Raw genomic sequence first — 12,100 nt, forward strand, 5'->3', positions numbered from 1 at the left:
GACTCGTTATGGAATGGCGATTGACACCCTGTTCTGCGTTGGATGCGACCAATGCTCCCTGACGTGCAAAGTGGAGCACAATCTGCCCGATGAGGTTTGGTGGTCGCGCGCAAGGACGTCAACCGACGCCGAGGGTTTCGGCTGCGGCTTGCCAGAGGGAACGTATCCGAACCTCTCTTCAAGCTGGTACACGCTGGGCTGCCAGCATTGCGATAATCCAGCCTGCTTGGAAGCGTGTCCTACGGGGGCGACCGAGAAGCGCGAGGACGGTCTGGTGACCGTTGACCCCGAAGTGTGCATCGGCTGCAAGAGTTGCATCGCTGCTTGCCCCTATGAGGGCGTAAGGACCCTTCTGGACGAGGAGCCGCAGTGGTACCTTGATTTTCCCGTAGGCGATGCCGCTATGCCGGCCCACGTGGGCAACACGGTCGGGAAGTGCACCTTCTGCGTGGAGCGCATCGATCGCGGCGAGCGTCCCGCATGTGTCGATGTCTGCCAGGCAGTGGCCCGTTACTTCGGAGACTTGGACGACCCCGATTCCGAGATCTCCAAGGTGCTGGCGGAACGCGAGTACGATCGACTGCTGGAAGACCAGGGCACGGGCCCGAACGTGTACTTCCTGAAGTAGAGACCATCTCGATATTCAGTGGATGATGGGGTTGCAGCCTTTCATCAGACGCCTGAATATCTCGATGACGGCCCCCGGCTTTCCCTCCCTCTGCCGGGGGCCTCCTGTTTTGCCGGAAACGAGCGGAAGCGAGAAGGTTATGACCGCAACAGACGTGAAGGCTGAGATTGCGAGCGGAGATACGGTGCCTGAAGTGTGGATGGCCCGCGCCTCGCTATTCGAGCTTCTCTCCCTTGGCCTTCTGAAGCCCGAGCGCATTGTGGCCGAGGCGCTTTGCTCGGGAGAGTTTTCTCGGGCCGCATCCGAGACGATGGCCGCTCTCGGATGCGGCGGAGATGCTGCTGGGGTTTCTGACGGCCTTGCGGCGTATGAGGGCAAGGACGCTGATGCGACCTACCACGAGGTCCTGCGCGAGCACACGCGGCTGTTCGTGGGGGCGCGCGAGCCGCTGGTCACGCCCTTTGCCGGCGTGCGCGCCGCCCAGGAGCGCGGGCAGCGGGGCCTCCTGTTCGTGGGCCCCGAGTCCATGGCCGTCGAGCGTTTCATGAGACGCTGCGGGGTGGCGAAGAACCTGGCCGCCGGGCAATCCAACGACCCGGTGGACCACGTCGGCACCATGTGCGAGTTCCTGATGTTCCTCTGCCTGGTCGCCGCCCGGGCCGTGGAGCCCGCCGATGGCGCCGTCGTGGAGCCCGACGACCTCGACGCCTTCATGGCCGACCACTTCGCCCCCTACGCCGCCTGGTGCTCAGGCCGGCTGCGCGAGCTGTCGGACGTGCCCTTCTACCGCGCCATGGCCGCCATGCTGGACGCAGGCATTGCCGTTTCGCGCTAGCTTGGTGCGAACCGGGCATTTGCAAGTTCGGTAATCTTTGTAAGATATGCAAAATACCTCGATGGGTCTATAATGGGCCTAGTTTAGGTATAGAAAGGTCGTGCTATGGCAACGCGGTCGGCGGAAATCAAGGCTTATGTTGTGCCGGATGTTAAGGCGCAGGCAGCCGATATCTATGCGCATTGGGGCATGAGTTTGAGCGATGCCATCAACGCGTTCTTGGTGAAGTCCATCGATGTCGGGGGGCTTCCTTTCGATATGCGCGTTTCCGCGAGGCCTCGCTATAACCCTGCAACGGTTCTTCCGGTTGACCCTAGATGGGGATCGAGTATTTTGCCCGCCGATATGAATGACGACGAGGATGACATCTATGCTCAGCTCGTCCGCTAGTCTTTGCCCGTGGCAAGTTTGGCTTGCCTATGTGCGATTCGCCGATCACCCCGAGGTTGGAAAGGTGCGTCCTGTCGTCATCATCGATGACGAGACGGTTGCTGTGGTTGCGGCGAAGATCACGTCCGCCCAGCCGCAGCCGCAGTATCGCTACTATGAACTTGTCGATTGGGAATCAGAAGGGCTTCTGAAGCCTTCGCGCATTCAACTCGCTCCTCTGCTATCCCTCAATCAAGAAGACCTGCTCAACGACGAGCCCCTCGGTTATCTGAGCGACCGCGATCGGAGGGCGTTCTCGATTCTTCTTGACGAGCAATCGGCCTAGCACCCCGCGCAGAAGGCGCAGGCTGACGGGGCTTTTGCGATGCCGCCCAGGGCGGTCTCGCGCAGCTCGGGGGGCAGGCCCCGGCCCACTTCGTCCATGACGGCCACGGCCTCGTCGAAGCTGATGAGGTTCTGCACGCCCGCGAAGGCGATCTGGGCGCTCACCAGAGCTACCGAGGCGGCGGTGGCGTTGCGTTTCTGGCAGGGCACCTCCACCAGGCCCCCCACCGGGTCGCACACCAGGCCCAAAAGCGACATCATCACGTTCGCGCCGGCCGCCAGGCACCGATCGGGCGCGCCGCCTGCCAGGGCCACGGCAGCCGCAGCCGCCATGGCTGCGGCGCTTCCCACCTCGGCCTGGGAGCCGCCCTCGGCGCCCGATACGCTGGCGTTGCGGGCGATGAGGTAGCCGAGGCCGGCTGCCGTGAGAATGCCCTCGCGCAGCTCGTCGTGGGTAAAGCCGCGTTCGTCGCGCAGGGCCAGCAGCACGCCGGGCAGCACGCCGGCCGACCCGGCCGTGGGCGTGGCCACGATAACGCCCATGCGCCCGTTTGTTTCCAGGGTGGCCAGCGCGTACTGGGCCGCGCGTGCCGCCAGGGGGTCCACCAGGCGCTGCCGGGTTCCCGCGCCTTCCAGGCTCGCATGCAGCTTCGCCGCTTCGCCGCCGATAAGGCCGCCGACCGAGGGCTGGGGGTTTTCCAGGGGTTCGGTGGCGGCATTGCCCATCACTTCCAGCACGCGGTCCAGGTAGGCGTCGATGCCCGGGGCCACGCCCTGCTTCGCGCACAGCGCCTCCTCGCGGGCGCGGAAAGCCTGGGCGATGGTCACGCCCTCGCGTTCGCACAGGGCCAGCAGCTCCTCGCCCGAGGCGTAGTCCCAGCGGGCGAACGCCTCCTCGGCGTCGTCGGGTACGGGCGCCTCCTCGCCGTCGCCGGCCATCATGGGGGGCACCACGCGGGCGTTGATGATGTCGGGGTGGTCCAGCAGGTGCTCGCGCACGTCGGGACTCACGTCGCTGTCGGTTTCCAGCACGGTGTAGGCGTCGCCGCGCTTGGCCGTGCGGTGCAGGTTCGCGTTGGCGATGTTGATGCCGCGTTCGGCCAGCACCCCGGCGATGTGTGCCAGCACGCCGCGTACATCGTGCTGGTGCACGACCACGCTCGTGTGCTCACCGGTGATGTCCACGTCGATGCCGTTGATGCGCCGGATGACCGCGGCGCCCCCGCCGATGGACACGCCCCGCATTTCCAGCGTGCGGCCGTTGCCGTCCTCGCAGCGGATATCCACGGTGTTGGGATGTGCCACATCGGTGGCGGTGTCCCATGCAATATCTACGGTCACGCCGGCCGCTTCCGCCAGGGCGAAGGAGTCGGCCACGCGCGGATCGTCGGTTTCCAGGCCCAGAATGCCCGCGACCAGCGCCTTGTCGGTGCCGTGCCCGCTGCCGGTGGCCGCGAACGACCCATACAGCGTGAAGGCCACCTGCTGCGGCTGCTCGCCGAACAGCTTGCGCGCGATGGAGGCGATGCGCAGCGCACCGGCCGTGTGCGAGCTGGAGGGCCCCACCATAATGGGTCCGATGATGTCCCGCAGACCGTAGGTTTTCATGCCTTCTCCTTTCGCCGGGCCGCGACGAGGCGCTCCGATGACGCGGGGCCGCAGGCTGTGGGCGCGCAAACGCCCCTTCCGACGGCCGGCCGAGCTTCTGTATTCGTCGAAGAACGCTATCATAGCCCATCGCCACGAGGGCGCGGGAGGGGTATACTGCCTCAAAACCGTAAAATGGTACAGAACAGAAAGGGGCACTCATGACCGCCAAAATCCTCGTCGTGGGCCATCGCAATCCCGACAACGACTCCATCTCCGCTGCCGTGGGCTACGCGCACCTGAAGAACGCGCTGGCCGCCCGCGATGGCGAGGCCGGCGTGGAGTACGTGCCCGCGCGTCTGGGGCCGCTGCCGGTGGAGAGCGCCTGGATCCTCGAGCGCAACAACATCCCCGAGCCGGTGCTCATCGACAACGTGAATCCCGTCGAGCGCGATGGCGAGGAAGTGAAGCAGCAGGTGATTTTGGTTGACCACAACGAGATCGCCCAGGCTGCCCCCGGCATCGAGAACGCCGAGGTGGTGGAGGTCATCGACCATCACCGCATCGCCGACATCTCCACGGCTAACCCCATTCTGTTCCTGAACCTTCCCATCGGCAGCACGGCCACCATCGTCACCCTGCAGTTCCGCCAGACCGGCATCGAGCTGCCCGACTCCATCGCCATGGTGCTGCTGTCGGCCATCCTCACCGATACTGTCATCATGAAGTCGCCCACCTGCACGCCTGTCGACGTGGAGCAGGTGAACTTCCTGGCCGACAAACTGGGCCTGAACGCTGTCGACTTCGGCATGGAGATCTTCCGCACCCGCGGCGGCGAGCGCACGATGCCCATTGCGAAGCTGGTGGAGGCCGACTCCAAGGAGTTCAAGGTGAACGACGACGTGACGGTGCTGATTGCCCAACGCGAGACGGTGGACCTGCCCACGGTGATGGGCCGCGAGGCCGAGATCCGCGAGCACATGAAGAAGCTCGTGGACGACAACGGCTACGAGTTCGCCCTGCTGATGGCCACCGACATTCTGGCCGAGGGCTCGCAGTTCATCGTGGAGGGCGACGCCTCCCGCGTGAACCGCGTGTTCGGCATCGAGTGCGCGACGGGCGGCAATTGGATGCCCGGCGTGCTGTCCCGCAAGAAGCAGGTGGCGGCTCCCATTCTTGCCTCGTAGAACGACCGTTCCGTCCCTTCGGGCCCGACCAGGGGGCAAGGGCGCCGTGCTCGGGCAGTCCTCGCTCGGCGGAACAGTCCACTGGACTGTTCCGTTCGCTGCGGAATCTGCGCGCGAACCCTCGCCCCCCCCTGGTCGGGCCCTGCTGTGTCTCGGCGGAGCAATTCCAGGCGCCTGTCGGACCCTCGCTGTTTTCCTTGGGCGCATCCCTATGACAAAAGTTCAGGTTTTGGAAAGAAGGAACCCTATGAACCCCGATCGCGTGCTTGAATCGTTTTTGGAGATGGTGGCCATCGAGAGCCCGTCGTGGCACGAGGCACCCATGGCGGCCTGGTGCGCAGAAAAGCTCGCCGATATGGGCTTTTCCGTTTTCTTCGACGCCTCGGCGGCGGAAACGGGGTCCGACACGGGCAACCTTATCGCGCACCTGCCGGGCACCGTGCCCGGGCGCATCGCCTTCTCGGCGCACTTGGACACGGTGAAGCCCTGCGCCGGCATTCAGGCGGTGATCGAGCAGCGCCATATCTGCGACGACGTGACCTGCCGTATGGCCGAGGTGGTGTGCTCAGTGGGCGATACCATCCTGTCCGCCGATGATAAGGCCGGCATCGCCGCCATATTCGAAGGTGTGCGCGCCACGCTGGAATCTGGTGCGGTTCGCCCCGATATCACCGTGCTTTTGACCACCTGCGAGGAGCAGAGCCTGTTGGGCTCCTCGGCCTTGGCCGAGGACGCGCTCGTATGGCCGTCCGAGCTTCCGGCGGCTTCGTGGGGCACGGAATACGAAGAGCTGCTCACCGCTGCGGGTGAGGGCGGTGCCCTGCCGCTGTTCGTGCTGGATGCCGACGGCGCGCCTGGCACCATCATCATGGGGGCGCCCTATCATTGGACGCTACGCGCCCGTATCGAGGGCCGGGCGGCCCATGCCGGCGTGGAGCCGGAGTGCGGTGTGTCGGCCATCCAGGTTGCCTCGGCGGCGGTGGCCGCCATGCCGCTCGGCCGCATTGATGAGTGCACCACGGCCAATATCGGCCGCATCGAGGGCGGCGTGGCCGTGAACATCGTGCCGGCTGCCGTGACGGTGGAGGGGGAGTGCCGATCGTTGTACGAGGATCGCGTGCTGGCCCAGCGCGATGCCATGACGGCCGCCCTCCAGAGTGCCGCCGCCCAGTTCGGCGGTGCCGTGGAGGTGGCCTGGGAGTTGGACTATCCCGCGGTGGTGCACGAGCCGGCCGACGCCATCGTGCAGCATCTCGCCGCAGCGGCTCGAGCGGTCGGCCTTGAGCCCCGGCATGCCATCTCGGGCGGTGGCGCCGATGCCAATGTTCTGGGCACCAAGGGCGCCGACGCCATCACGCTGGGCATCGGCATGACCAACTTCCACTCTGTGGACGAGTATATCGAGGTGGCCGACTTGCGGAACATGGCCCGCTATGTGGAGGCCATCATCGCCGAGTACGCCTGAGAGTGCCGGGTACCAAACCCCTTCGTGTGGACGGCTTTGGGTACCAAACCCCTTCGTTTTGGCTGGCTTTCGTCAAGCTATCTACCAGGCATTATAAGAGGTTTTCCCAGTTCACACCTTCAGGTTAAACTGAGAGGTTTGGTACCCAAGCGCGACAAAATCGAGGGGTTTGGTATCCACTGCAAGGCAAAACTTTGCGGTTTGGTACCCAAGTGCGACTTTCGCCCCGAAGGCCGTCCCTATGAAGGGGAGAAATTCTCGACAGGAGGCTCTTTCCGCGCCGTATTTCCCTCAGTTGTGGACAAATTGTGCCGCTGACCGATAGGGATAGATACGCCCGGGTGCGTGGCGTTTGACACACGGCGGGAACACTCGTAACATGCACCGTCGCGCCTTGAAAGAGGCGCTTGTTTTGTGCAGTGCAAGCCCGTGGATAAAGGAAAGGAAAAGAGTCTTGCCTACAATTAACCAGCTGGTCCGCAAGGGCCGCAAGAAGACGGTCGACAAGTCGAAGACCCCGGCTCTCAAGGGCAACCCGCAGAAGCGCGGCGTGTGCACCCGTGTGTACACCACCACCCCCAAGAAGCCGAACTCGGCTCTTCGTAAGGTCTGCCGTGTGCGTCTCGTGAACGGTATGGAGGTTACGGCCTACATCCCCGGCGAGGGCCACAACCTGCAGGAGCACTCCATGGTGCTCATCCGCGGCGGTCGTGTTAAGGACCTCCCCGGTGTGCGTTACAAGGTCATCCGCGCCGCGCTCGACTGCGCCGCCGTGGACAACCGCAAGCAGGCTCGCAGCCGCTACGGCGCCAAGCGCCCCAAATAACGTTCGTTAAGTCGCGCGGGCCGAAAGCGGCCTAATGGGCAAAGCACAGCCCCGAAGCGCGCAGATGCAAAAGGAGATTTACATGCCGCGTCGTGCAGCAGCAGTCCGCCGCGAAACGCAGCCGGACGCAAAGTTCAACAACCGTCTCGTCACGCAGCTGATCAACAAGGTCCTGCTTGACGGCAAGAAGTCCACCGCCGAGAACATCGTCTACGGCGCCTTCGACCTGGTCGCTGAGAAGACCGGCGAGGACCCGCTGGCCGTGTTCAAGAAGGCCATGGACAACGTCCGCCCCACCCTCGAGTGCAAGCCGAAGCGCGTGGGCGGCGCCACTTACCAGGTGCCGATGGAGGTCAACTCCCGTCGCGCCACCACCCTCGCCATCCGTTGGATCGTCGACTTCTCGCGCAAGCGCAAGGAGCACACCATGATCCAGCGTCTCGCCAACGAGATCATCGACGCCTCCGAGAACACCGGTGCCGCCGTGAAGAAGCGCGAGGACATGTACAAGATGGCCGAAGCGAACCGTGCGTTCTCGCACTACCGCTTCTAAAGGCTGGTGTGATATATGGCTAAAATGGATCTGAAGGACACGCGCAACATCGGCATCATGGCCCACATCGATGCAGGCAAGACCACCACGACCGAGCGCATCCTTTATTACACGGGCAAGACTCATAAGATCGGCGAGGTGCACGACGGCGCTGCCACCATGGACTGGATGGTCCAGGAGCAGGAGCGTGGCGTGACCATCACCGCCGCTGCCACCACCTGCTTTTGGAAGTACCCCGGCGGCGCGGCCGACGGCAAGGAGTACCGCTTCCAGATCATCGACACCCCCGGCCACGTGGACTTCACGGCTGAGGTGGAGCGCTCCCTGCGCGTGCTCGACGGCACCGTGGCGGTGTTCGACGCCGTTGCCGGCGTGCAGCCCCAGTCCGAGACGGTGTGGCGCCAGGCCGAGCGCTACGGCGTGCCCCGCATCGCCTTCATCAACAAGTACGACCGCGTGGGTGCCGACTTCTTCCACGCCATCCAGACCATGCGCGATCGTCTGGACGCGAAGGCCGTGGCCGCCCAGATTCCCATGGGCGCTGAGGACAACTTCTGGGGCATCGTGGACCTCGTGACCATGACTGCCTGGGACTTCAAGGCCGACGACAAGGGCATGACCTACCCCGAGCCGATGGACGAGATCCCGGCCGAGTTCAAGGAAGACGCCGAGCTGTACCGCCAGGAGCTGCTCGAGGCCGCCGCTGACTGCGACGACGAGCTGATGGAGAAGGTCCTCATGGAGGAGGAGATCTCCGTCGACGAGCTGAAGGCCGCTATCCGCAAGGGCGTTATCGCCTGCCAGATCAACCCTGTGTTCGTGGGCTCCGCCTACAAGAACAAGGGCGTGCAGGAGCTGCTGGACGCCGTGGTGGACTACATGCCCTCCCCGGTGGACATCCCGCCGATCAAGGGCGTGAACCCCGACACCGGCGAGGAAGAGGAGCGTCCGGCCGATCCGAAGGCCCCGTTCTCTTCGCTGGCCTTCAAGATCATGACCGACCCCTATGTGGGCAAGCTCACCTACCTGCGCGTGTACTCCGGCCACCTGGACGCCGGCAGCTACGTGCTGAATGCCACGAAGGGCAAGAAGGAGCGCATCGGCCGTCTGCTGCAGATGCACTCCAACCAGCGCGTCGACATCGACGCCGTGTCCGCCGGCGACATCGTTGCCGTCGTGGGCCTGAAGGACACCTCCACCGGCGACTCGCTGTGCGCCGAGGACGCTCCCGTCATCCTGGAGTCCATGGAGTTCGCCGATCCGGTTATCGACATCGCCGTGGAGCCTAAGACCAAGGCCGAGCAGGACAAGATGGCCATCGCCCTGCAGAAGCTGGCCGAGGAGGACCCGACCTTCCGCGTGTCGACCAACCACGAGACCGGCCAGACCATCATCGCCGGCATGGGCGAGCTGCACCTGGAGATCATCGTCGACCGCCTGCTGCGCGAGTTCAAGGTTGAGGCCAACGTGGGCAAGCCCCAGGTTGCCTACCGCGAGCGTCCGGGCCACGAGGTGCTGAACGCCGAGGGCAAGTTCGTGCGTCAGTCCGGTGGTCGCGGCCAGTACGGTCACGCCATCATCAACATGTACCCCCAGGAGCCGGGCAAGGGCTACGAGTTCGTCAACAAGATCGTCGGCGGCGTGGTGCCCAAGGAGTACATCCCCTCCATCGACAAGGGCATCCAGGAGGCGCTGAACTCCGGCGTTCTGGCTGGCTACCCGGTCGAGGACGTGAAGGTCGAGCTGATCGACGGCTCCTACCATGACGTGGACTCCTCCGAGGCGGCCTTCAAGGTGGCCGGTTCCATGGCCATCAAGGACGCCCTGCGCAAGTCCAACCCGGTCATCCTGGAGCCTGTCATGGCTGTCGAGGTGGAGACCCCCGAGGAGTACACCGGCTTCGTTATGGGCGACATCCCCAGCCGTCGCGGCCTCATCCAGGGTCAGGAGCAGCGCGGAAACGCCGTGGTCATCGAGGCCAAGGTTCCGCTGGGCAACATGTTCGGCTACGCGACCGACCTGCGTTCCGGTACGCAGGGCCGCGCCGTGTACACCATGCAGATGGACTCCTACGAGCCCGTGCCCAAGTCCGTGCAGGACGAGATCATCAGCAAGGCCGGCGGCAACGCCTAAGGCGCAGTCCCCAGCAACTTCTATTTGGAGGTAATGTAAGTGGCAAGTCAGAAGATTCGCATCCGCCTGAAGGGGTACGATCATGAGATCGTGGACCAGTCCACGCGCCTCATCGTCGATACCGCTCAGAAGACGGGTGCCAAGGTTTCCGGTCCTATTCCGCTGCCCACCGAGCGCAACCTGTATTGCGTCATCCGCGGGCCCCATGTGAACAAGGACTCCCGCGAGCAGTTCGAGATGCGCACCCACAAGCGCCTGATCGACATCCTGGAGCCGACCCCCAACACGGTCGATTCCCTGATGCGTCTCGATCTTCCCGCCGGTGTTGACATCGAGATCAAGCTGTAAGGAGGTTTGGGACATGATTAACGCTATCTACGGCAAGAAGATCGGCATGACCCAGATCTTCGACGATCAGGACCGCATCGTGCCGGTGACGGTCATCCAGGCTGAGCCGAACACCGTGTGCCAGGTGAAGACCGTGGACACCGACGGCTACGAGGCTGTGCAGATGGGCTTCGGCTACATCAAGCCCCGCCGCGTGAACAAGCCCATGCAGGGTCACTTCGATAAGCAGGGCGCCGAGCCGAAGCGCTATCTGCGCGAGGTGCGCGTGGAGAACGCCGGCGAGTACAAGGTGGGCGACGAGCAGACCGTCGCGGCCTTCGCCGACGTGAAGAAGGTGGACGTCACCGGTACGTCCAAGGGCAAGGGCTTCGCCGGCGTTATGAAGCGCTACGGCTTCCGCGGCGGCCCGGGCGGCCATGGTGCGCACTTCCATCGCGCTCCTGGTTCCGTCGGCCAGTGCGCCACCCCGTCCCGCGTGTTCAAGGGCCTGCGCCTGCCGGGCCACATGGGCTGCGACACCGTGACCGTGAAGAACCTCGAGGTTGTTCGCATCGACGAGGAGCAGAACCTGATCCTCGTGAAGGGCGCGGTTCCGGGCGGCAAGAACGGCATCGTGCGCGTTCGCATGGCTTAAGGTATCGATCGGTAACAAGGAGTTACAGAAATTATGGCAACTATTGAGATTAAGGACGTGAAGGGCGCTGCCGCCGGCACGGTCGATGTGAACGACGCCGTGTTCGGTATCGAGCCGAACGTGCCTGTCATGCATCGCACCGTGAAGGCGCAGCAGGCATCGTGGCGTCAGGGCACCGCCAACACGCGCACCCGCGGCATGGTCCGCGGCGGCGGCAAGAAGCCGTGGCGTCAGAAGGGCACCGGTCGTGCCCGCCAGGGTACCATCCGCGCTCCCCAGTGGGCTGGCGGCGGTACCGTGTTCGGCCCGCATACCCGCTCCTACGACCAGAAGGTCAACAAGAAGGAGATCAAGCTGGCCATGCGTTCCGCCCTGTCCGCCAAGCTGGCCGACGGCGAGCTGGTGGTGGTGAAGGACTTCGACTTCGAGAAGCCCCGCACCAAGGACGCCGTGGCCCTCATCAAGGCCCTGGGCCTGGAAGGCAAGCGCATCACCGTCGTCATCGGTAACGAGGATGTCGAAGCGTTCCTGTCCTTCCGCAACATCCCCGAGGTGAACATTCTGCCGGTGGGCGATATCAACACCTACGAGCTCATTGACAACAAGGTGCTCGTCATCGCCGAGCCGTGCCTGGCCCGCATCGAGGAGGTGCTTGCATAATGGAGAAGGATCCCCGCGACGTCATCATTCGCCCGGTTATCACCGAGGCCAGCTACGACGCCATGGAGAACAACGTGTACACCTTCGAGGTGGCCAAGGATGCCAACAAGGTTGAGATCCGTCAGGCCGTCGAGGCTATCTTCAAGGTGAAGGTGGTCAAGGTGAACACGCTGAACGTGAAGTCGAAGCCGAAGCGCGTCCGCTACCAGGAGGGTCGCACCCGCACCTGGAAGAAGGCCATGGTCACCCTGGCCGAGGGCGAGACCATCGAGGTCTTCAGCGCGTAACCCAACGCGAGAACGTTCTCAGCCCCGCGAGGGGTTGCTACCAGGCCCCGCCTCTTCGGAGGCGGGGCCTTTTTTGTGCTGGCGGAGGGATTGTGCGCGCGGTATTGCGACCTGCGCGGTTTCGTAGGGGCGGACTCTGTTTCGCGGGGAGGGGGCTCTGTTTCGCAGGGACAGGCTCTATTCTGTAGGGGCGGGCTTCAGCCCGCCCGTAAGTCGTCGACGGTGGCGGGCGGGCTGAAGCCC

Annotated in this window: 14 protein-coding genes; 13 read left to right on the forward strand and 1 reads right to left on the reverse strand. The window is 64.2% G+C overall.

Features of this window, described 5'->3' with window-relative positions; all coding sequences use genetic code 11:
- Positions 1–13: 13 nt before the first annotated feature.
- The 4 genes from VIN30_RS10195 (at position 14) to VIN30_RS10210 (ending at position 2,178) form a co-directional block, all read left to right on the forward strand.
- Entirely contained in the window at positions 14–628 is a 615-nt protein-coding gene (locus tag VIN30_RS10195) for a 4Fe-4S dicluster domain-containing protein (RefSeq protein WP_338211338.1), read from the forward strand.
- A 139-nt stretch (positions 629–767) separates the two neighbouring features.
- Positions 768–1,463, forward strand: a complete 696-nt coding sequence (locus tag VIN30_RS10200) for a TorD/DmsD family molecular chaperone (RefSeq protein WP_338211340.1) — start codon at positions 768–770, stop codon at positions 1,461–1,463.
- A gap of 105 nt (positions 1,464–1,568) precedes the next feature.
- On the forward strand, positions 1,569–1,853 hold the full coding sequence (locus VIN30_RS10205) for a type II toxin-antitoxin system RelB/DinJ family antitoxin (RefSeq protein WP_338211342.1): 285 nt from the start codon (positions 1,569–1,571) through the stop codon (positions 1,851–1,853).
- Positions 1,834–2,178, forward strand: coding sequence for a type II toxin-antitoxin system PemK/MazF family toxin (locus VIN30_RS10210; protein WP_326424416.1), 345 nt, complete (start codon positions 1,834–1,836; stop codon positions 2,176–2,178). The genes VIN30_RS10205 and VIN30_RS10210 overlap by 20 nt, the downstream gene beginning before the upstream one ends.
- On the opposite strand, the gene sdaAA is transcribed toward VIN30_RS10210, so the two are convergent.
- On the reverse strand, positions 2,175–3,785 hold the full coding sequence (sdaAA, locus tag VIN30_RS10215) for an L-serine ammonia-lyase, iron-sulfur-dependent, subunit alpha (RefSeq protein WP_338211345.1): 1,611 nt from the start codon (positions 3,783–3,785) through the stop codon (positions 2,175–2,177). The two genes, VIN30_RS10210 and sdaAA, sit on opposite strands and share 4 nt — an antisense overlap.
- A gap of 200 nt (positions 3,786–3,985) precedes the next feature.
- On the opposite strand from sdaAA, the gene VIN30_RS10220 reads away from it, so the two are divergent.
- The 9 genes from VIN30_RS10220 to rplW all read left to right on the forward strand — a co-directional run bounded on the left by VIN30_RS10220 (position 3,986) and on the right by rplW (position 11,857).
- A complete protein-coding gene (locus VIN30_RS10220; protein ID WP_326424413.1) occupies positions 3,986–4,951 on the forward strand; it encodes a manganese-dependent inorganic pyrophosphatase in 966 nt (321 codons plus the stop codon).
- 247 nt (positions 4,952–5,198) lie between these two features.
- Complete coding sequence (locus VIN30_RS10225) at positions 5,199–6,416, forward strand: M20/M25/M40 family metallo-hydrolase (protein WP_338211347.1); 1,218 nt, start codon at positions 5,199–5,201, stop codon at positions 6,414–6,416.
- Positions 6,417–6,870: 454 nt separating this feature from the next.
- On the forward strand, positions 6,871–7,242 hold the full coding sequence (gene rpsL, locus VIN30_RS10230) for a 30S ribosomal protein S12 (RefSeq protein ID WP_022740353.1): 372 nt from the start codon (positions 6,871–6,873) through the stop codon (positions 7,240–7,242).
- Positions 7,243–7,324: 82 nt separating this feature from the next.
- Positions 7,325–7,795, forward strand: coding sequence for a 30S ribosomal protein S7 (rpsG, locus tag VIN30_RS10235; RefSeq protein ID WP_150839719.1), 471 nt, complete (start codon positions 7,325–7,327; stop codon positions 7,793–7,795).
- Between the two features lie 15 nt (positions 7,796–7,810).
- On the forward strand, positions 7,811–9,928 hold the full coding sequence (fusA, locus tag VIN30_RS10240) for an elongation factor G (protein ID WP_338211352.1): 2,118 nt from the start codon (positions 7,811–7,813) through the stop codon (positions 9,926–9,928).
- Positions 9,929–9,967: 39 nt separating this feature from the next.
- Positions 9,968–10,276 (forward strand): 30S ribosomal protein S10, encoded by a 309-nt coding sequence (gene rpsJ / locus VIN30_RS10245; RefSeq protein WP_016309237.1) that lies wholly within the window; start codon positions 9,968–9,970, stop codon positions 10,274–10,276.
- A gap of 13 nt (positions 10,277–10,289) precedes the next feature.
- A complete protein-coding gene (rplC, locus tag VIN30_RS10250) occupies positions 10,290–10,910 on the forward strand; it encodes a 50S ribosomal protein L3 (RefSeq protein WP_326424406.1) in 621 nt (206 codons plus the stop codon).
- A 33-nt stretch (positions 10,911–10,943) separates the two neighbouring features.
- On the forward strand, positions 10,944–11,570 hold the full coding sequence (gene rplD, locus VIN30_RS10255) for a 50S ribosomal protein L4 (RefSeq protein WP_326424405.1): 627 nt from the start codon (positions 10,944–10,946) through the stop codon (positions 11,568–11,570).
- Entirely contained in the window at positions 11,570–11,857 is a 288-nt protein-coding gene (gene rplW, locus VIN30_RS10260) for a 50S ribosomal protein L23 (RefSeq protein ID WP_326424404.1), read from the forward strand. The genes rplD and rplW overlap by 1 nt, the downstream gene beginning before the upstream one ends.
- The last annotated feature ends 243 nt before the right edge of the window (positions 11,858–12,100 follow it).

Origin of the sequence: Adlercreutzia wanghongyangiae (genome assembly GCF_035989245.1) — a bacterium.
Lineage (GTDB): Bacteria > Actinomycetota > Coriobacteriia > Coriobacteriales > Eggerthellaceae > Adlercreutzia > Adlercreutzia wanghongyangiae.